This is a genomic window from Microbacterium sp. NPDC078814, assembly GCF_040702645.1.
Taxonomy (GTDB): domain Bacteria; phylum Actinomycetota; class Actinomycetes; order Actinomycetales; family Microbacteriaceae; genus Microbacterium.
In genome coordinates, this window is record NZ_JBFBLT010000005.1 from 1 (window position 1) to 18,481 (window position 18,481).

General features: G+C 71.8%; 19 protein-coding genes. 9 read left to right on the forward strand and 10 right to left on the reverse strand.

Going from position 1 to position 18,481, the window contains the following annotated elements; all coding sequences use genetic code 11:
* A partial coding sequence (locus AB0300_RS10765; protein WP_366215980.1) for a DUF817 domain-containing protein occupies nt 1–946 on the reverse strand: 946 nt, incomplete at its 3' end.
* A 62-nt stretch (nt 947–1,008) separates the two neighbouring features.
* The gene (locus tag AB0300_RS10770; RefSeq protein ID WP_366215981.1) at nt 1,009–1,872 is read right to left on the reverse strand and encodes a PHP domain-containing protein; all 864 of its coding nucleotides are present in this window, start codon (nt 1,870–1,872) and stop codon (nt 1,009–1,011) included.
* Nucleotides 1,873–1,986: 114 nt separating this feature from the next.
* Here AB0300_RS10770 and AB0300_RS10775 point away from each other — a divergent pair, with 114 nt between their 5' ends.
* Both AB0300_RS10775 and AB0300_RS10780 read left to right on the forward strand, forming a co-directional pair.
* Nucleotides 1,987–3,009, forward strand: coding sequence for an endonuclease/exonuclease/phosphatase family protein (locus AB0300_RS10775; protein ID WP_366215982.1), 1,023 nt, complete (start codon nt 1,987–1,989; stop codon nt 3,007–3,009).
* A 35-nt stretch (nt 3,010–3,044) separates the two neighbouring features.
* Entirely contained in the window at nt 3,045–4,466 is a 1,422-nt protein-coding gene (locus tag AB0300_RS10780; protein WP_366215983.1) for an aminopeptidase P family protein, read from the forward strand.
* A 33-nt stretch (nt 4,467–4,499) separates the two neighbouring features.
* Here AB0300_RS10780 and AB0300_RS10785 read toward each other — a convergent pair whose 3' ends face one another.
* Nucleotides 4,500–5,177 carry an alpha/beta family hydrolase gene (locus AB0300_RS10785; RefSeq protein ID WP_366215984.1) on the reverse strand — a complete coding sequence of 226 codons (678 nt, stop codon included), beginning with the start codon at nt 5,175–5,177 and terminating at the stop codon, nt 4,500–4,502.
* Nucleotides 5,174–5,932: a general stress protein gene (locus AB0300_RS10790; protein WP_366215985.1), complete on the reverse strand. Its 759-nt coding sequence runs from the start codon at nt 5,930–5,932 to the stop codon at nt 5,174–5,176. The genes AB0300_RS10785 and AB0300_RS10790 overlap by 4 nt, the downstream gene beginning before the upstream one ends.
* Nucleotides 5,933–6,019: 87 nt before the next feature.
* On the opposite strand from AB0300_RS10790, the gene AB0300_RS10795 reads away from it, so the two are divergent.
* From AB0300_RS10795 to AB0300_RS10810, 4 genes are read left to right on the forward strand one after another with little or no spacing between them, the layout of a single operon-like run.
* Nucleotides 6,020–7,288: a CBS domain-containing protein gene (locus tag AB0300_RS10795; protein WP_025102964.1), complete on the forward strand. Its 1,269-nt coding sequence runs from the start codon at nt 6,020–6,022 to the stop codon at nt 7,286–7,288.
* Nucleotides 7,288–7,809: a DUF1003 domain-containing protein gene (locus AB0300_RS10800; RefSeq protein ID WP_025102963.1), complete on the forward strand. Its 522-nt coding sequence runs from the start codon at nt 7,288–7,290 to the stop codon at nt 7,807–7,809. Before AB0300_RS10795 ends, AB0300_RS10800 begins: the two co-directional genes overlap by 1 nt.
* Nucleotides 7,806–8,927 (forward strand): Mrp/NBP35 family ATP-binding protein, encoded by a 1,122-nt coding sequence (locus AB0300_RS10805; RefSeq protein WP_366215986.1) that lies wholly within the window; start codon nt 7,806–7,808, stop codon nt 8,925–8,927. The genes AB0300_RS10800 and AB0300_RS10805 overlap by 4 nt, the downstream gene beginning before the upstream one ends.
* A 22-nt stretch (nt 8,928–8,949) precedes the next feature.
* A complete protein-coding gene (locus tag AB0300_RS10810; protein WP_025102961.1) occupies nt 8,950–9,444 on the forward strand; it encodes a YcxB family protein in 495 nt (164 codons plus the stop codon).
* A 9-nt stretch (nt 9,445–9,453) separates the two neighbouring features.
* Here AB0300_RS10810 and AB0300_RS10815 read toward each other — a convergent pair whose 3' ends face one another.
* Nucleotides 9,454–9,828, reverse strand: a complete 375-nt coding sequence (locus AB0300_RS10815) for a twin-arginine translocase TatA/TatE family subunit (RefSeq protein ID WP_025102960.1) — start codon at nt 9,826–9,828, stop codon at nt 9,454–9,456.
* A gap of 90 nt (nt 9,829–9,918) precedes the next feature.
* Here AB0300_RS10815 and AB0300_RS10820 point away from each other — a divergent pair, with 90 nt between their 5' ends.
* Complete coding sequence (locus tag AB0300_RS10820) at nt 9,919–10,557, forward strand: class I SAM-dependent methyltransferase (protein WP_025102959.1); 639 nt, start codon at nt 9,919–9,921, stop codon at nt 10,555–10,557.
* An 82-nt stretch (nt 10,558–10,639) separates the two neighbouring features.
* Here AB0300_RS10820 and AB0300_RS10825 read toward each other — a convergent pair whose 3' ends face one another.
* From AB0300_RS10825 to dapE, 3 genes are all read right to left on the reverse strand, one after another.
* Nucleotides 10,640–10,813 (reverse strand): DUF3117 domain-containing protein, encoded by a 174-nt coding sequence (locus tag AB0300_RS10825; RefSeq protein WP_071328210.1) that lies wholly within the window; start codon nt 10,811–10,813, stop codon nt 10,640–10,642.
* Nucleotides 10,814–10,905: 92 nt separating this feature from the next.
* Entirely contained in the window at nt 10,906–12,123 is a 1,218-nt protein-coding gene (locus tag AB0300_RS10830) for a hypothetical protein (RefSeq protein ID WP_366215987.1), read from the reverse strand.
* Nucleotides 12,105–13,178, reverse strand: a complete 1,074-nt coding sequence (dapE, locus tag AB0300_RS10835) for a succinyl-diaminopimelate desuccinylase (protein ID WP_366215988.1) — start codon at nt 13,176–13,178, stop codon at nt 12,105–12,107. The genes AB0300_RS10830 and dapE overlap by 19 nt, the downstream gene beginning before the upstream one ends.
* Nucleotides 13,179–13,244: 66 nt before the next feature.
* Here dapE and dapD point away from each other — a divergent pair, with 66 nt between their 5' ends.
* Complete coding sequence (gene dapD, locus AB0300_RS10840; RefSeq protein WP_366215989.1) at nt 13,245–14,198, forward strand: 2,3,4,5-tetrahydropyridine-2,6-dicarboxylate N-succinyltransferase; 954 nt, start codon at nt 13,245–13,247, stop codon at nt 14,196–14,198.
* A gap of 237 nt (nt 14,199–14,435) precedes the next feature.
* On the forward strand, nt 14,436–15,803 hold the full coding sequence (locus AB0300_RS10845) for a DEAD/DEAH box helicase (RefSeq protein WP_062766414.1): 1,368 nt from the start codon (nt 14,436–14,438) through the stop codon (nt 15,801–15,803).
* Between the two features lie 79 nt (nt 15,804–15,882).
* Here the strand turns inward: AB0300_RS10845 and AB0300_RS10850 are convergent, their stop codons facing one another.
* Together AB0300_RS10850 and dapC are read right to left on the reverse strand one after the other, a co-directional pair.
* On the reverse strand, nt 15,883–17,172 hold the full coding sequence (locus AB0300_RS10850) for a citrate synthase (RefSeq protein ID WP_025102954.1): 1,290 nt from the start codon (nt 17,170–17,172) through the stop codon (nt 15,883–15,885).
* A gap of 190 nt (nt 17,173–17,362) precedes the next feature.
* Entirely contained in the window at nt 17,363–18,475 is a 1,113-nt protein-coding gene (dapC, locus tag AB0300_RS10855; protein WP_366215990.1) for a succinyldiaminopimelate transaminase, read from the reverse strand.
* Nucleotides 18,476–18,481 lie beyond the last annotated feature (6 nt).

Here is an 18,481-nt window from a genome sequence, read left to right on the forward strand (position 1 = left end):
GGTCTCGACCGCATCGCCGTAGGTCTCGCTGAAGGTGACGTCGCCTGCCGAGATGTCCTGGACGGTCTTCCGTGCGGCGCCCCTCGTTCTGCAGGAGCGCGGACGGCACCTGCGGCGGGTAGACCCAGGCGACGAGCACGACCGAGATGATCATCAGCAGGAACCAGGAACTGAGCTTGCTCAGCGACACCGGCTGCCATCCCTCCGCCTGGTCCGGGTAGGCCCAGGCGCCCGCCCACGTGCCGATGTTCTCGGCGAGGTAGATGAACACTGCGACGCCGGCGAACACGACCAGGAGCGGCAGGCGGATGGTGCGACGCCACACGCGCGCGTGCAGGATCGTGGGCAGCCAGAGCACGACCACGGCGGCGAGGAGCACCCACCGCGCGTCCCACCACCAGTGGTGGGTGAAGAAGTTGACGTAGATCGCCGCGGCCAGCACGGCCGTCATCCACCGCCGCGGATAGCGGGTGAACCCGAGGTCGAACAGCCGGTACACCCGCACCATGTACGAGCCGACCGCCGCATACATGAAGCCGCTGAACAGCGGGACGCCGCCGATGCGCAGGATGCCGTCCGCGGCGTACGCCCAGGAGCCGACATCGGTCTTGAACAGCTCCATCGCCGTTCCCGTGATGTGGAAGAGCACGATCACCCAGAGCTCCCGTCCGCTCTCCAGCCGGAACACGAGCATCGCCACCTGGATCAGGACGGCCGCGATCGTCAGGGCGTCGTTGCGGGCGAGCGCCGCGTCGTCGGGATACCAGAGGCGGGCCGCGATGATCACCACCAGGAGCGCCGCGCCGAACACGCACGCCCACGCCTGCTTGAGCACGAACACGACGAACTCGGCGAGTCCGGCGCGGAAGCCCGTCGTCGGCACCGCGCGGAGGAGACGGCGGGCGGCCGCATCGACGCGGCGCTCCAGGGAGGTGGCACGTTGCATGCCTCGGACCGTAGCGGTCGGGGTCGACAGAACGCCGGGAGACCGCCGACAGTCCGCCGGGCTCAGGGACGCCGCGGCGGGGTGCCCGTGGCGCGGTCGATGATGCGGGCCACCATGGCCTCCGTGGTGGTGTTCTCCCCCGGCACGTTGGGCTTGCCCGTGCCGTGGTAGTCGCTGGACCCGGTGACGATGAGGTCATGCCGTTCCGCCAGCTCTCGAAGGAGCCGCTTGCCGGCGGCCGTGTTCTCTCGATGGTCCACCTCGAACCCGCCCAGCCCCGCGTCGAGCAGCCGCTCGATGTACGGCATCGGCATCATCCGATCACGGCCCGCCGTCACGGGATGCGCGATGATCGCCACGCCTCCCGCCTCGGTGAGCAGTCTCACAGCGGTCAGCGGGTCCGGCGCGTAGTGGGGCTCGTAGTAGCCCTCCCGCGGGTGCAGGATGCCGTCGAAGGCCTCCCCCCGATCGCGCACGATGCCGCGGGCCACCAGGGCATCGGCGATGTGGGGACGGCCGACCGTCGCGTCGAGCGTCGTCTGGGCGAGGACGTCGTCCCAGTGGAGGTCGTAGTCGCGGCCGATGTTGCGGACGATGCGCTCCGCGCGCCCGATCCGGTCGTTCCGGATCCGGTCGGTCTCGGCCCGCAGCGCCGCATCCTCCGGATCGAAGAGGTAGCCGAGCACGTGCACGCTGCGCCATTCGTGCTTGGCGGAGAGCTCCATGCCCGGGAGGAAGGTCATGCCCAGGGCGACGGCGGCGTCACCGGCCTCCGCCCAGCCGGTGGTGCGGTCGTGATCCGTGAGCGCCGCGGTCCGCACCCCGTGCCGATGCGCCTGTCTCATGACCTCGGCGGGCGCCTCGGTGCCGTCGGAGTGGTTGGAATGCAGGTGCAGGTCGGCGGGACCGGCGGGCGGAACGGGCATCCTCCGAGCGTACCGAGCGCCGACGCGCGTGGCGCGGAATCCCGGACACCGATCGCGGCGACGAGCCGGTCCTGAGGCAGGGACTTCACAGGCGGCGCTTCTAGGCTGGACGGGATGTTTCGACTCCTGGGGATCCTGCTGACCGTCCTGTTCGCGATCGCGACGGCGGTCGTCGTGTGGCCGCAGTTCTTCCGCCTCGAGCAGACCTACCCGTTCGCTCAGCTCGTCGCCGCCCGCGGCCTCGTGCTCGGCGGCTTCCTGGTCATCGCGGTGCTGGCGCTCCTGCTCCTGCTCGCCCGGCCGTTGCGGGGCTTCGCGGCGTCCATCCTGATCGTCGCGCTGCTCGGTGCCGCCGCGACCGGCGTGATCGGGGCGACGCGGGGGTTCGGCGTGGCCGCCCTCCCCGAGCGGACCGACACGAGCCTGCGGGTGCTCACCTGGAACACGGCGGGTGAGGCCGTCTCCGCCGAGCAGATCGCCCGGGAGATCCTGGAGCAGGAGGCCGACGTGGTGGCGCTGCCCGAGACCACCGAGGAGGTCGGCGAGCGGATCGCGCTCATGCTGCGCGAGCAGGGGCATCCGATGTGGGTGCACCACGTGCAGTTCCGCCCGGACGTGGAGGACGGTCCGCAGTCGTGGCAGACCACCGTGCTCGTGGCTCCGGAGCTCGGCGAGTACTCCGTCATCGAGTCGTCGAAGGACGGGAGCAACAACACCGGATCCGTGCCCAGCGCCGTGCTCATGCCCATCGATGGCGATGGCCCCACGATCGTCGCCGTGCATGCCGTCGCGCCGCGCATGGAGGAGATGCAGCAGTGGCAGAGCGACCTGCAGTGGATCGCCGACCAGTGCCCCGCAGGTGACTTCATCCTCGCCGGCGACTTCAACGCGACCGTGGATCACATGGCCTCCCTCGGCATCGACGGCGGGGACATCGGGTACTGCCGCGACGTCGCCTCCCGGACCGGCAACGGGATGTCCGGCACCTGGCCGAGCTCGTTCCCCGCTCTCGCCGGCGCCCCCATCGACCACGTGATGGCGTCGGCCAACTGGCGCCCCACGGGCTCCGCCGTGCTCGACGACGCCGGGGGCAGCGATCATCGCGGCCTCATCGTGCAGCTCGAGCCGGCCGGCTGATCACGCCGGAGGCCTCCAGGTGAGAGACTGGACGGGTGAGCACCGGAGAAAACGACACGATCGCTGACGAGACCGTCGAAGCCCCCGTCGAGAACAGCTCGACCAACCGCAAGCAGCCCTTCCCGCAGGGCTTCCTCGACACCATCTCCACCGGCTGGGCCGAGCGCCCGGAGACGCTGCCCGCGCCGCGCGCCCAGGCTCCGTACGCCGAGCGCCGCCGCGCCGCCGTCTCGGCTGCGTTCCCGGGCAAGCGCCTCGTGATCCCCGCCGGCTCGCTCAAGCAGCGCAGCAACGACACCGACTACGTCTTCCGCGCGCACTCCGCCTTCGCGCACCTCACCGGCTGGGCCTCCGACGCGGAGCCGGACTCGGTGCTCGTCTTCGAGCCGACGTCCGACGGACACGACATCACCCTGTACTTCCGCGAGCGCGCCGACCGCACCACGACCGAGTTCTACGCCGACGCCACCGTCGGCGAGTTCTGGATCGGCCCGCGCCCGTCGCTGGCCGGCGTCGCCGCCGACCTGCAGGTGGCCACGGCGCACCTGCACGAGTTCGCCCCGGTCGACGGCGAGCTCGTCCTCGACGAGGACGAGGCCCTCACGCGTTTCGTCTCCGAGCTGCGCCTCGTCAAGGACGACTTCGAGATCGCCGAGATGCGCCGGGCCGTGGCGATCACGGCGCAGGGCTTCGACGACATCATCCGTGAGCTCCCGGCCGCGGTCGCGCACGCCCGGGGCGAGCGCGTCGTCGAGGGCGTCTTCCACCGCCGCGCCCGCGAGGACGGCAACGGCGAGGGCTACGACACGATCGCCGCGTCCGGGCCGCACGCGTGCTACCTGCACTGGACGCGCAACGACGGCACGGTCGTGCCGGGAGACCTCATCCTCGTCGACGCGGGCGTGGAGGCGGACAGCCTCTACACCGCCGACATCACCCGCACGCTGCCGGTGTCCGGGACGTTCACGGACGTGCAGCGCCGCGTCTACGAGACCGTGCGCGAGGCCGCCGACGCGGCTTTCGCGGCGGCGAAGGTCGGTGTCCGCTTCCGTGACGTGCACGCCGCGGCGATGGCCGTGATCGCCGAGCGCACCGCGGAGTGGGGCCTGCTCCCGGTCACCGCCCAGGAGGCCCTGGACGCGGACAAGGGCGGCCAGCACCGGCGCTACATGGTGCACGGCACGTCGCACCACCTCGGCATCGACGTGCACGACTGCGCGCAGGCGCGCCGCGAGATGTACTATGACGGCATCCTCACGCCGGGCATGGTCTTCACCATCGAGCCGGGGCTGTACTTCCAGATCGACGACCTCACGGTACCCGCCGAGCTGCGCGGCATCGGCGTCCGGATCGAGGACGACATCCTGATGACCGAGGACGGCCCGGTCAACCTCTCCGCGGACATCCCGCGCACGGCCGACGAGGTCGAGGCCTGGATGGCGCGACTGCAGGGCTGACGACGGGAGGGAGTGGGGCCGCGGCCCCGCCCCTCACCCCCGCAGCGTGCTGACGAAGGCGTCGACCACGGGCGCCAGGTCCGCGGCGACGTCCGCCGGTGGTCGCCGCCGGCCCTTCACCTCGAAGGAGTGGCCGCCACCCTCGACCCAGTGCACCCGCGCGTCGTGACAGGACGCGACGGCCTCCTCGAGCTGCGCGATCGGCTGGATGAACGGGTCCGCGGTGCCCTCCACGAAGAGCTGCGGGACGGTGATCGAGGGGAGATGGGCGATCCGCGGCTTGTCCGGACGCCCCGGCGGGTGGAGCGGGTAGCCGAGGTAGACGAGGCCGTCCACGACGAGCCCCTCCGCGACGGCCAGGGACGCCATGCGCCCGCCGTAGGACTTCCCGGTCGCCCACACGGAGGCATGCGGCGCCCGTGCACGGGCTTCGGCGACCGCGGCCTCCCACGTCGTGACCGCGTGCGCGGCGGGACCGGGCATGCGGCGCCCCTGCTCGGCGTACGGGAAGGAGAAGCGCAGCGTCGAGAAGCCGAGTGCGGCGAGCGCACGGTCGAAGCCGACGAGGAACGGGTGATCCTTCCCCGCTCCGGCCCCGTGGGCGATCAGCATGACGTCATCGCGGGTGCCCGGCGTCCAGTCGGCGGACACCGGGGTCGCGCCGGCGGGCAGGGCGACCTCGATCCGGACGGCGGAGGGCTCCGAGGTCACCGCACCGATCCGGGGGTGCCGGTCTCCGGGTCGGCGGGCCGGGGCGGAAGACCGGGCTCAGGAGCGGGGGCAGGCTCAGGAGCCGGGCCGGGCTCAGGAGCAGGCTCAGGGGCCGGAGCAGGCTCAGGGGCCGGGCCGGGCTCAGGAGCAGGCTCAGGGGCCGGAGCAGGCTCAGGGGCCGGGCCGGGCTCAGGAGCAGGCTCAGGGGCCGGAGCAGGAGCGCCCTGCGGGATCCGCTCGCCGTACTTCGGCGGCTCGTCCAGGTTCACCGGAGGACGCACGGGGGCGACCCGCTGCGCGCCGAGGACCTGCCGCGCCTTCGCCAGCGACCCGGGCTGCACGGTCACCTCGTAGTGATCCGCGGCGAACTGCGTCACACTCGCGAAGTCACGGCGGCGACGCACGATGGCGTAGGTGATGAGGCTCAGCAGCATGCCCACCGCGACGCCGATGAGGACGAAGCCGACGAACAGCTGGATCGGCACCTCGGGGTTGCCCAGGACGAGGATCGCCGACAGGAAGAGGCCGATGAGCACCCCGTTGATCGCGCCAGAGCGCGCGGCCGCGGCGTAGCCGAGCCTTCCGGTCACCCGCTCGACCGTCCGCACGCTCTGCCCGACGATCGCGATGTCGCGCGCAGGGACCTCTCCGGCGATCAGCTTCGACACCGCCTTCTGCGCGCTCTCGTAGTCGCGCATGGAGGCGACGATCTCACCGGTGTCCGTGCCGCTCGCGGGGCGATTCAGCATGCTCATCCGGCTATTCTTCCACGTCGTGCCTCGCGGCCGGCCGAGCGACCGCCCCGACAGCCGCCCCGGCACGCCGCGGGCTACGCTGGTCGGGTGAGCACACAACGGGTTTTCGCCGCGCGCCTGGCAGGGTGCGCCGTCTTCGATCCCGTCGGCGACCGGCTCGGCAAGGTCCGGGACGTCGTCGTCGTGTATCGAAGTACCGCGGCCCCGCGCGTGATCGGACTGGTCGTGGAGATCCCCGGCCGGCGCCATGTGTTCCTCTCGATCGGCCGGGTCACGTCGATCCGGTCCGGGCAGGTCATCACCACCGGCCTCATCAACGTGCGGCGCTTCTCTCCCCGCGCCGGCGAGGTGCGCGTCCTCGCCGAGATGCTGGGCCGGCGGGTGAGCCTGACCGACGGCAGCGGCACCGCGGTGATCGAGGACGTGGCGATCGAGCCGAACCGTCTCGGCGAGTGGGCGATCAGTCAGCTCTTCCTGCGCCGCCCGAAGACCGGCGCGTCGCCGTTCGCCAAGGGCCCGACGACGTTCGCGGCCTGGAGCGAGGTCACCGAGGAGCACGCACCGGGCGAGTCGCAGTCCGCCGAGCAGCTCGTCGCCTCGTACTCCGAGCTGCACGCCGCCGATCTCGCCAACACGCTCCTCGACCTCCCGCAGCAGCGGATGATCGAGGTCGCGGAGGAGCTCTCCGACGATCGCCTCGCCGACGCCCTCGAGGAGATGCCGGAGGACGAGCAGGTGCACATCCTCGACCGCCTCGGCGAGGAGCGCGCGGCCGACATCCTCGACCAGATGGAGCCGGACGACGCCGCCGACCTCCTCGCCCAGCTTCCGCCCACCCAGCTGGAGGAGCTGCTCCAGCGGATGGAGCCGGAGAAGGCGGAAGACGTGCGGATGCTGCTGCGCTACGGTCCCGACACGGCCGGCGGTCTGATGACCCCGGAGCCGATCATCCTGTCCGCCGACGCCACGGTCGCCGAGGCCCTGGCGCTCATCCGCCGCCACGAGCTGCACCCGGCCCTGGCGGCAGCGGTGTTCGTGACGCTCCCGCCGTTCGAGACGCCGACCGGGCGGCTGCTCGGCCTCGTGCACTTCCAGCGGATGCTGCGCTATCCGCCGCACGAGCGGCTCGGCGCCATCCTCGACGACAGCCTCGAGCCGGTGCCCGTCACCGCCTCCGCCGCCGAGGTCGCCCGCATGCTCGCCAGCTATGACCTCGTCTCCCTGCCCGTGATCGACGCGGCCCACCGCCTCGTCGGCGCGATCAGCATCGACGACGTCCTCGACTACCTCCTGCCGGACGACTGGCGCACCCACGACAGCGACGACGTCGCCCCGCCCGTGACGGAGGCGCGCTGATGGCACGCAAGGAGCGGGCCGCCCGCCTCGACGCGCCGGGACGGACGAGCACCCGCCCCCGGTCGACCTCGCGCGACCGCTTCGGACGCTTCACGGAATGGGTCGCCCGTGCCATGGGCACGCCGGCGTTCCTCGTCATCCTCAGCCTCTTCTGCATCCTCTGGATCGGCTGGAACACGCTGATGCCCCGCGAGGTGCGCTTCGACGACGCCGCACTGGGCTTCACCGCGCTCACCCTCATGCTGTCGCTGCAGGCCTCGTACGCCGCGCCGCTGATCCTCCTCGCGCAGAACCGCCAGGACGACCGCGACCGCGTGCAGATCGAGCAGGACCGGCAGCGCGCCGAGCGCAACCTCGCCGACACCGAGTACCTCGCCCGCGAGATCGTCGCGCTGCGGATGTCGCTGGAGGAGCGCAACGCGCAGGTGGTCACCCGCGACGTGCTGCGGCAGGAGCTCCGTGCCCTGCTGGCTGAGCTGGGCGACGCCGAGGAGAAGCCCGCAGGCGGCACCGCCTCATGACCGCGGCCGAGAGCGTCAGAGCCGCAGTGGCGGCGGTGACCGACCCCGAGCTGCGGCGGCCGATCGGCGACCTCGACATGGTGCGCGACATCACGGTCGAAGACGGCGTGGCGCATGTGGGCATCGTGCTGACGATCGTGGGGTGCCCCGCCGCCGACCGCATCGAGCGCGACGTGCGCGACGCCGCCGCCACGGTCCCCGGGGTGACGGGCGTCGAGGTCGAGGTGGGCGTGATGACCCCGGCCGAGCGCACGGCGCTCACCGAACGGCTCCGCGCGGGTCGTCCGGCGCGGCACATGCCGTTCGGGCCGGACTCCCTCACCCGCGTGATCCTCGTCTCCAGCGGCAAGGGCGGCGTCGGCAAGTCGACCGTCACCGCGAACCTCGCCGTCGCCCTCGCCGACCAGGGCCTCGCCGTCGGCCTGGTGGATGCGGACGTGCACGGCTTCTCGATCCCCGGTCTGCTCGGCATCCCGGCCGGCACGCAGCCGACGCGCATCGACGACCTCATGCTGCCGCCGGTGGCCCACGGGGTGAAGACCATCTCGATCGGGATGTTCCTGCGCGACGGGGAGTCCGTCGTGGCCTGGCGCGGACCGATGCTGCACCGCACGATCTCGCAGTTCCTCACCGACGTCTTCTTCGGCGATCTCGACGTCCTGCTCATCGACATGCCGCCCGGCACCGGGGACATCGCCATCTCGATCGGGCAGCTCCTCCCCCACGCCGAGGTGCTCGTGGTCACCACGCCGCAGGCGGCGGCCTCCGACGTGGCCATCCGCAGCGGACTCGTCGCCCGTCAGACCGGTCAGCGCGTGATCGGCGTGATCGAGAACATGTCCGCGTATACCCTCCCCGACGGTACCGTCGTCGACCTGTTCGGTGCGGGCGGCGGAGCGGCGGTCGCAGAGGCCCTGTCCGCGCCCGACGCGCCGGTCCCCCTGCTCGCCTCGATCCCGCTCAGCCCGGCGCTCCGCCAGGGCGGGGACGAGGGCGTCCCGGTCGTCACCGCGGCGCCGGACGACGCCGCCGCGCAGGCGATCCGCACGATGGCCGCCGCCCTCGCCCGACGGGGCCGGGGCCTGTCCGGCCGCTCGCTGCCCATGTCGATCGGATGAGCACGCGTGGGAGGATGGACGGATGCCGCACCGCTCCGTGACCGTGGATGAGGGACTGCTGCGGAGGATGGCGCGCGACGCGGCCGTCTACGCGCTCACCCGTCCCGTCGCGATCGTGATGTGGGTCGCGCTGGCGGCGGGACTCGTCCTCTCCGTCTTCACCCTCAACGACCTCCTCTCCACGGGAGCCGAGGTCAGCGCGATCGTCGCCTGGATGCCCGTGGTCACGGTGGGACTGGGCGCCTACGCGGTGCTCCTGACCACCTCGAGCGCCCGGCGCGCCGTGCGGGCCGCGATGCCGGTGGAGAGCGTCGTGTGGGTCGCACTCGAAGAGGATCGGCTGCAGCTGGGAAGCGATCGTCGTCGTTCCGAGATCCCCTACGCCACGTTCCAGAGTCTCCGCGTCGGACGGGACGCCGTGATCTTCAAGGTGCGCGACGCCTCCGTCGCCACCGCCATCCCGCGCTCGCTCTTCAGCGACGAGGAGCTGGCGACCCTGCGGACGCGGATCTCCTGACCGGACGGCTCAGGTCGCCTCGCTGTCGAACGGCGGGCGGTCCTCCGCGCTGAAGGTCGGCGGCGCGGTGCGCGGGGCCACCGGCTCGGCGATCGTCGCCGTCGCCTGCGCGGGGGTCGCGGGCTCCGGCTCCTCGAGGAGGGCGTCGCGGATGATCCGCCGGGGGTCGTACTGGCGCGGGTCCAGCTTGCGCCAGTCCACGTCGTCGAGTTCCGGTCCCATCTCCTCGCGCACACGGGACTTCGTGTCGCGGATGTACTCGCCGGCCCTGCGCACGATGCTCGCGAAGGCCTCCGCGGCACGCGGCAGACGCTCGGGGCCGATGATCAGCACCGCGATCAGGCCGATGAGCAGCAGCTTCTCGAAGGTGAGGCCGAACGTCATGTGACCAGGCTACCGCCGCGCCTGCGGGCTCTGCGCGCGGTGAGCGAATACCCTGGACACATCAGCCATGCACGCAGGGAGAGGCAGGTCATGAGCGAGCACGACGCCAACGCGCGCTTCCTTCGCGAGTCCATCGTCGAGCCGGAGACCATCGCCCGCGCTCGCGCCCACGCCGTGGAGCTGGGAGCGGCCCCGATCAGCGCGGTCGTCGGCTCGCAGATCGCCGTGCTCGCCGCCGCCGGAACGGCGCGCTCCATCGTCGAGATCGGCACCGGCGCCGGCGTCTCCGGACTCTGGCTGCTGCGCGGGGCCCCGAACGCGGTGCTGACCTCGATCGACAACGAGCCCGAGCACCTCGCCGCCGCCCGTCAGGCGTTCGCGGACGCGAAGGTGCCCGCCACCCGCGCGCGGTTCATCGCCGGCCGCGCGATCGACGTGCTCCCCCGCATGAACGAGGCGTCGTACGACATCGTCCTCGTCGACGCCGACCCCGAGAACGTCATCGAGTACGTCTCGCACGGTCTCCGCCTCGCCCGCACCGGCGGCCTGGTGCTCGTGCCGCGCATCCTCGCCGGGGGCCGGGTCGCCGACCCTGTCCAGCGCGACGACGTCACCTCCGCCTACCGATCACTCGTCCAGGAGACGCAGGAGTCATCGGCGGTGCTGGCCACGGTTTCACCCGCGGGCGAGGGCCTGCTGCAGCTGATCCGCCTCGACGACCGGGCCTGACCGGGTCCGCCGACGCGAAGAGGGCGAGGGATCCGCGGATCCCTCGCCCTCTTCGCGTCGCGCTGCAGCGGACCAGGTACGATCAGGCCGGGGCCACGACGGCACCGAGCACGTCGTGAAGCTCCTTGGCCTCGGCGTCGTTCACGGAGACGACCAGGCGGCCTCCTCCTTCGAGCGGAACACGCACGATGATGAGTCGTCCCTCTTTCACGGCCTCCATGGGTCCGTCTCCGGTCCTCGGCTTCATCGCTGCCATCGTGGCTCCCTTTCCTCCGGTGGTATGGGACGAGTTTATCGGGTGCGACCGCGCCGTGGACGTCACGGGACACAATCTGCTCCCCGGCGTCGTCAGGGCACCTGCCAGAACGTGCTGCCGAGGGCATACACGTGATAGATCCACACCCACTGGCCGACCAGGCACAGCGCCAGCACCCCCAGCCGCCACGCTCGTGAGCGCGGCACCGCCACCGCTCCCCACGCCGGGCTGAGCGGCAGCAGCAGGCGGAACGTGCTCGACTGCGGGAAGAACACCGCGAGCAGGTAGAGCAGGTAGCTCGCGCTCCAGAGACGGAGGTCGGGGCCGAGCGCGCGCACCTGCGGGGACAGCAGCAGCGCGGCGGCCGCCGCGACCACGAGCACGACCAGCGCGACCGGCCCCCAGGCGGCCGGCAGACCCCACAGCTCGAACCAGAACTGCGATGCCTGCACCCAGCCCTCGAAGGGCACGAAGCCCTCGACGCCCCCGGTGATCCAGTGCCGGCGCCAGGCGAGCTCGGTGGCGAGGTAGGCGCCGGGGTCCCCGGTCACGACACCGGCGATCACCTGCCACGCGAACCCGGTCGCCGTCGCCAGTGCGCCGAGGGCGACGATGTGCACGACCTCCCTGCCTCCGAGCGGATCCGTGCGACGGTGCGTCCAGCGGAGGATCCCGTGCAGGCCGAGGTACAGGGCGAAGGCGAGCACTCCGGGACGGGTGAATCCCAGCACCGGGATCAGCACGTACAGCCAGGCGTAGTTCCGGCGGATCGTCGCGTCCAGCGCGAGGAAGAGCAGCAGCAGGAAGAGCGTCTCCGCATATCCCACCTGGAACAGGGCGCCCAGGGGGCCGGCGGCGAAGAAGACGACGGCCCACAGCGCCGCCGCGTTCCCGATGCGGTCGCGGAGCAGACGATGCAGGGCGAGACAGGCCAGGTAGCCAGCGACGAGCGCGAGCACGAGCGCTCCGGCGCCCCAGGAGCCGAACAGGAAGCCCAACGCCTTCGCGGCGTACGCGAACACGGGCATGAAGGCCCACGCGTTCTCGGCCACCTCCCCGTCGTCGGTCAGCGGGAGGTCGGCGGGATAGCCGTGCACCGCCACCTGCCAGTACCACTGGGCATCCCATCCGAGGACGAAGTCCACGAGCCCGGCGTCGCCGCCGAAGCGCGAGAACACCGTGGACAGGGAGGCCGCGGCGATGAGGAATCCGGTCGTCACGACCCGTGCGAGGACGTAGATGATGCCGATGCGCAGAGCCAGCGGCGTCCGCGCCCAGCGCCGTGCGAGCGTCAGTGCGACGTGAGCCATGCGCGCAGACCCCGCTCGACGGCGTCGATCTGGGCGAGCGGCACACGCTCCTCGTCGTGATGGGCGAGATGCGGGTCACCGGGCCCGTAGTTCACGGCCGGGATGCCGAGGGCCGAGAAGCGCGCGACGTCGGTCCATCCGTACTTCGGCTGCGGCTCCGCGCCGACCGCCGCGACGAACCGGCGCGCGATGTCGGCGTCCAGCCCGGGGCGGGCACCCTCGGCGGCATCCGTGATCTCGACGTCGAAGCCGGCGAGGACCGCCCGGACGTGGGCCTCGGCGTCGGCCGCGGACTTGTTCGGCGCGAAGCGGTAGTTGACCTCGACCTCGCAGGCGTCCGGGATGACGTTGCCGGCGACCCCACCCGCGATGCGGACCGCGCTGAGTCCCTCCCGATAGAGCAGGCCCTCCACCAGCACCTCCCGGGCCCGGTACTCGGACAGCCGGGTGAGGATGGGCGCCGCGCGATGGATCGCGTTCTCGCCGATCCAGGCCCGGGCGCTGTGCGCGCGGACGCCCGTGGTCCGCACGATCGCCCGCAGCGTGCCGTTGCACCCGCCTTCGACCTGGCCGTTCGACGGCTCCCCGAGGATGGCGAAATCGGCCTGGAACAGGTCAGGACGCGCTGCGGCGAGAAGCCCGAGGCCGTTCAGGGAGGCCGCGACCTCCTCGTTGTCGTACCACATCCAGGTCACGTCGATCGCGGGGTCGGTGAGCTCGGCGGCGAGCTTGAGCTGCACCGCGACCCCGGCTTTCATGTCGACGGTGCCGCGACCCCACAGATACGGCACGCCGTCGATCTCGATGTCGCGCGTGGGCAGATTGTCGTTGAGGGGCACGGTGTCGATGTGCCCGGCGATCGCGACGCGCTGCGCCCGACCGAGATCCGTGCGGGCGACGACCGTGTTGCCGTGCCGGATGACCTCCAGGTGCGGCAGACCGGACACGGCCTCCTCGATCAGGTCGGCCAGTGTCCTCTCGTCGCCGGAGACACTCGGGACGTCGCAGATCGCGCGGGTGATGTCGGCGGAGGACGCGGTCAGATCGAGCACCATGCCCCCAGCCTACTGATGCCCGTCATGCGGGACGGGACACCGTCGCCGGCGCGATACCGTGGAGGCATGAGCGACGCACGATCTGTCTGGGGACTCGGCCTGACGACCACCGCGAGCGACGGCACGGTCCTCGACGCGTGGTACCCGGAGGTCCGCTCGTCCGCGCCGTCCGAGACCGAGGTCGCCGCCGCGCGCACCGCGCTCGACGCACAGACCGGTCAGGACGAGCGCCGCGACGTCACCCTCGCGGTGGTCGAGCTCACGATCGATCTGGACGCCGCCCCGGTCTCCACCGCGGATGCCTATCTGCGTCTGCACGCGCTGTCGCACCTGCTCGCGCGGCCGAACGCCCTCAACCTCGACGGCATCTTCGGTCACCTGCCGAACGTCGCCTGGACCAATGCCGGCCCGCTGCTCCCCGCCGATGCCGCGCGCCTGCGTCCGCAGCTCCAGCGCGCCGGGATCCAGATCCAGGGCCTGGACAAGTTCCCTCGTCTCACCGACTACGTGCAGCCCGCCGGGGTGCGCATCGCCGACGCCTCGCGCGTGCGGCTCGGCGCCCACCTCGCCCCCGGCACCACGGTCATGCACGAGGGCTTCGTCAACTTCAACGCCGGCACCCTCGGCGCCTCGATGGTCGAGGGGCGCATCTCGCAGGGCGTGGTGGTCGGCGACGGCAGCGACATCGGCGGCGGCGCCTCGATCATGGGCACCCTCTCCGGCGGCGGGTCGCATCGCGTGTCGATCGGCGCCCGCACGCTTCTCGGCGCGAACGCCGGCATCGGCATCTCCCTCGGCGACGACTGCGTCGTGGAGGCCGGGCTCTACGTCACCGCCGGGACGAAGATCGTGCTCGCCGACGGTCCCGCGACGGCCGACGGCGGACGGAAGACCGTCAAGGGCGCCGACCTCTCGGGCCAGGACGGCCTCCTCTTCCGTCGCAACTCCCTCACGGGTGCCGTCGAGGCGGTCCGTCGGGCCGGCGTCGGCGTCACGCTCAACGAGGCGCTCCACGCCTGACAGCCCGCCTGCAGCCTTCGACCGGTCTCCGCTGGTAGACTGGCTCCGTTGCCCGCGCCGCCGGCCGGTCAGCATCGTCGTCGTCTAGGGGTCTCCGAGGACCGAAGCGAGCGCCCGCGCTCCCCTCTCCAGCCCGAACTGGCCATTCGCACGGCGAACGGACGCGCACTCGCTGCGTCTTCGCCCACCTCACCCCACTATCCCGCGCCATTCTCGTGCGCTGACGGAGTTCTCTGCATGCCTTCCTTCCTCGATCTCGGCGTTCCCGCCGAGCTCGCCACCGTTCTCGCCGCCTCCGGAAAGACCGAGGCGTTCGCGATCCAGCGCGACACCCTGCCCGACTCGCTCGCCGGCCGTGACCTCCTCGGTCGCGGACGCACGGGCAGCGGCAAGACCATCGCCTTCGCGCTCCCGCTCGTCGCCCGCCTGGCAGCCTCCGGCCACAAGCGCCGTTCCGGCCTTCCCCGCGGCCTCGTGCTCGCCCCCACCCGCGAGCTCGCCACCCAGATCGCCGCGACCGTCGCCCCGCTCGCGGAGGCCGTCGGCCTTCGGGTCACCACCGTGTTCGGCGGTGTCAGCCAGCGTCCGCAGGAGCAGGCGCTCCAGGGCGGCGTCGACATCGTCGTCGCCTGCCCCGGCCGTCTGGAAGACCTCATGAAGCAGCAGGTCGTGCGTCTCAGCGCGATCGAGGTCACCGTGCTCGATGAGGCGGACCACATGGCCGATCTCGGCTTCCTCCCCGGCGTCACCCGCATCCTCTCGGCGACGCCCGCCGACGGTCAGCGCCTGCTCTTCAGCGCCACGCTGGACCGCGGCATCGACACCCTCGCCCGCCGGTTCCTCACGAACGCCGTCAGCCACGAGGTCGACGAGGCGAGCGTGCCCGTCGGCGAGATGACCCACCGGGTGCTCGTCGTCGACTCCCCCGAGAACAAGACCGTGCTGGTGCGCGATCTCGCCTCGGGCACCGGCCGTCGCATCCTCTTCACGCGCACCAAGCACCAGGCGAAGAAGCTCGCCAAGCAGCTCACCGCCGCGGGGATCCCCGCCGTCGACCTGCACGGCAACCTGTCCCAGAACGCCAGGGAGCGCAACCTCGGTGCCTTCTCCACCGACCCGGCCGACGGGGGCGTCCGCGTCCTCGTCGCGACCGATGTCGCGGCGCGCGGTGTGCACGTGGACAACGTCGACCTCGTCGTCCACGTCGACCCGCCCGTCGAGCACAAGGCCTACCTGCACCGCTCGGGCCGCACGGCTCGCGCCGGCGCCGCCGGCACGGTCGTCACCGTGGTCCTGCCCGAGCAGCGCCGTGACGTGAAGGATCTCCTGCGCAAGGCCGCCATCACGGCACCGCTGGAGAACCTCACCGCCGACGCCGTCACCGAGCTCGTCCCCGAGCGGGCTCCGCACGTGCGCCCCGCTCCCCCGCAGCCGCAGCAGCAGCGCTCTGCGAAGCAGCGGCCCGCGGGCGGCGAGAAGAGCACCGCGACCACCCCGCCCTCCCGCCGTCGTCGCCGTCCGCGCTCGGCCGGCCAGGGCGCGCCGGGTGCGCAGCGCCAGGGCGGCCAGGGCCGCCAGGGCGCGCGCGGCGGCCAGGGACGCTGATCCCGGCTCGCGCCTGACGACGACGAAAGCCCCCTCGCACTCCGGTGCGAGGGGGCCTTCGGCGTCTGCGGCGCCGCGCTCAGCGCGTCGGGAAGGCGCGCTCCGGCGACCCGGTGTAGAGCTGCTGCGGACGGCCGATCTTCGTCTGCGGGTCGAGCTGGAGCTCGCGCCACTGGGCGAGCCAGCCGGGCAGGCGGCCGATCGCGAAGAGGACCGTGAACATCCGCGTGGGGAAGCCCATCGCCTTGTAGATCACGCCCGTGTAGAAGTCGACGTTCGGATACAGGCGACGCTCACGGAAGTAGTCGTCCGCGAGGGCGATCTCCTCGAGCTCCTTCGCGAGGTCCAGGAGCGGGTCGGTGACGCCGAGCGAGCTCAGCACCTCGTCCGCGGCCTCCTTGACGAGCTTGGCGCGCGGGTCGTAGTTCTTGTACACCCGGTGCCCGAAGCCCATGAGCTTCACGCCCTCTTCCTTGTTCTTCACCCGCTCGACGAACCGGGAGACGCTCTGTCCCGAGTCGCGGATCTGGCCGAGCATCGTGAGGACGGCCTCGTTCGCACCACCGTGCAGCGGACCCGAGAGGGCCTGGATGCCGGCCGAGACGGAGGCGAACTGGTTGGCTCCCGTGGAGCCGACGAGGCGGACGGTGGAGGTCGAGGCGTTCTGCTCGTGGTCCTCGTGCAGGATGAGCAGCAGTTCGAGGGCCTTCACCATGGTCGGGTTGATCTCGTATGGCTCGGAGTTCACGCCGAAGTTCAGCTTGAGGAAGTTCTCCACGAAGCCGAGCGAGTTGTCCGGGTAGAGGAACGCCTGGCCGACGCTCTTCTTGTGCGCGTAGGCGGCGATGACCGGCAGCTTGGCGAGCATGCGGATGGTGTTCAGCTCGACGTGCTCGGGGTTGTGCGGGTCGGTCTGCCCCTCGTAGTACGTCGACAGGGCGGCGACGGCGGAGGAGAGCACCGACATGGGGTGCGCGGTGTGCGGCAGCGCGGAGAAGAAGCGCTTGAGGTCTTCGTGCAGCAGCGTGTGCCGACGGATCTTCTCGTCGAACTCGGCCAGCTCTCCGGCGGACGGGAGCTCCCCGTAGATGAGCAGCCACGCGACCTCGAGGTAGCTGGTGCTGCCGGCGAGCTGCTCGATCGGGTAGCCGCGGTAGCGCAGGATGCCCTTGTCGCCGTCGATGAAGGTGATGTCCGACTTCGTGGAGGCGGTGTTGACGAAGCCGTAGTCGAGCCCGGTGTAGCCGGTCTGACGGGTCAGCGTCGAGAAGTCGATGCTGTCGTGGCCCGCGGTACCGCGCACCAGGGGGAATTCGGCGGTGGTGTCGCCGATCGTCAGCTTCGCCGTCTGGTCTGCCGCAGCGCTCACGCGGACCTCCTCATTCTGTCTGATCGCCCCGGCATCGCGGGCGTCAGCAAGTTCTTGATCAAGCCGGAACTGGCGATATCTCTGGCGCCGAGCGCCGGGCCGGGTGCCGACCGAATCGCCTTTACAGCCTAGTCGTCACGCAGGCCTACTGTGACAACCGCCAAAGGGATGGCTGCAACAGGGAGGGATCCTACAGATCCGCGCCGCGCAGGCGTCGCGCCGCTTCCGCGACGCGGTCGGTCGGCGCCGTCAGCGACAGCCGCACGTGCGCAGGCGACGAGGCGCCGTAGAAGTGCCCGGGGCCCGCGAGGATCCCGAGGTCCGCGAGGCGCGCCATCGACTCCCAGGCGTCGCGCCCCTCGGTCGCCCAGAGGTACAGCCCGGCCTGCGAGCCGTCGATGCGGAAGCCGGCAGCCTCGACGGCGGGCAGCAGCAGCGCCCGCCGCTCACGGTAGAGCTCCTTCTGCGCCGCGACGTGTGCGTCGTCACCGAGGGCGACGATCATCGCCTGCTGCACCGGCGCGGGCGGCATGAGGCCGAGGTGCTTGCGCGCGGCGAGGAGCTCGCCGACTACGCGGGCGCAGCCGGCGACGAAGGCCGCCCGATAACCCGCGAGGTTGGACTGCTTGCTCAGCGAGTACACGCTGAGGAGATTCGCCCGCGTGCCGCCGGTCACCCGGGGGTCGAGCACCGACGGGATCGCGTCGTCCGCCCAGGGGCCGTCCCAGCCGAGCTCGGCGTAGCACTCGTCGCTGGCCAGCACGGCGCCCAGTTCCCGCGCCCGCTGCACCGCCGCGGCGAGCTCGTCGACCGTCCAGGTGCGGCCGTCGGGATTGCCCGGGGTGTTGATCCAGATGAGCTTGGCGCCCTCCGGCCACTCCGCCGGGTCGTCGACCGCGAGGGGCGTCGCCCCTGCCACCCGCGCGCCGACCTCATACGTCGGGTAGGCGACGCGAGGATGCACCACGATATCGCCGGCGCCGAGCCCCAGCAGCGTGGGCAGGAGCGCGACGAGCTCCTTGGAGCCGATCGTCGGCAGCACGTTGTCGGCCCGGAGGTCCGGGACGCCGCGGCGGCGGGCGTACCAGTCGACGATCGCCTCCCGGAGCGCGGGGGTGCCGACGGTCTGCGGATAGGCGTGGGCGTCGGTCGCCTCGGCGAGGGCCTGACGGACGATCTCCGGCGTGGGATCGGCCGGCGAGCCGACGGAGAGATCGACGAGCCCGCCCGGGTGCCGGGCGGCGCGCTCGCGATACGGGACCACGGCGTCCCACGGGTAGTCGGCGAGGTCGCGGACGCTCACGGAGCG

Excerpts from the sequence above, each read along its gene's own strand:
- AB0300_RS10830 (WP_366215987.1), bottom strand. The coding sequence starts at position 12,123 with ATGGCTCACGTCGCACTGACGCTCGCACGGCGCTGGGCGCGGACGCCG.
- AB0300_RS10825 (WP_071328210.1), bottom strand. The coding sequence starts at position 10,813 with ATGGCAGCGATGAAGCCGAGGACCGGAGACGGACCCATGGAGGCCGTG.
- dapD (WP_366215989.1), top strand. The coding sequence starts at position 13,245 with ATGAGCGACGCACGATCTGTCTGGGGACTCGGCCTGACGACCACCGCG.
- AB0300_RS10800 (WP_025102963.1), top strand. The coding sequence starts at position 7,288 with ATGGCACGCAAGGAGCGGGCCGCCCGCCTCGACGCGCCGGGACGGACG.
- AB0300_RS10805 (WP_366215986.1), top strand. The coding sequence starts at position 7,806 with ATGACCGCGGCCGAGAGCGTCAGAGCCGCAGTGGCGGCGGTGACCGAC.
- AB0300_RS10810 (WP_025102961.1), top strand. The coding sequence starts at position 8,950 with ATGCCGCACCGCTCCGTGACCGTGGATGAGGGACTGCTGCGGAGGATG.
- AB0300_RS10820 (WP_025102959.1), top strand. The coding sequence starts at position 9,919 with ATGAGCGAGCACGACGCCAACGCGCGCTTCCTTCGCGAGTCCATCGTC.
- dapE (WP_366215988.1), bottom strand. The coding sequence starts at position 13,178 with ATGGTGCTCGATCTGACCGCGTCCTCCGCCGACATCACCCGCGCGATC.
- AB0300_RS10775 (WP_366215982.1), top strand. The coding sequence starts at position 1,987 with ATGTTTCGACTCCTGGGGATCCTGCTGACCGTCCTGTTCGCGATCGCG.
- AB0300_RS10845 (WP_062766414.1), top strand. The coding sequence starts at position 14,436 with ATGCCTTCCTTCCTCGATCTCGGCGTTCCCGCCGAGCTCGCCACCGTT.
- AB0300_RS10790 (WP_366215985.1), bottom strand. The coding sequence starts at position 5,932 with ATGAGCATGCTGAATCGCCCCGCGAGCGGCACGGACACCGGTGAGATC.
- AB0300_RS10770 (WP_366215981.1), bottom strand. The coding sequence starts at position 1,872 with ATGCCCGTTCCGCCCGCCGGTCCCGCCGACCTGCACCTGCATTCCAAC.
- AB0300_RS10815 (WP_025102960.1), bottom strand. The coding sequence starts at position 9,828 with ATGACGTTCGGCCTCACCTTCGAGAAGCTGCTGCTCATCGGCCTGATC.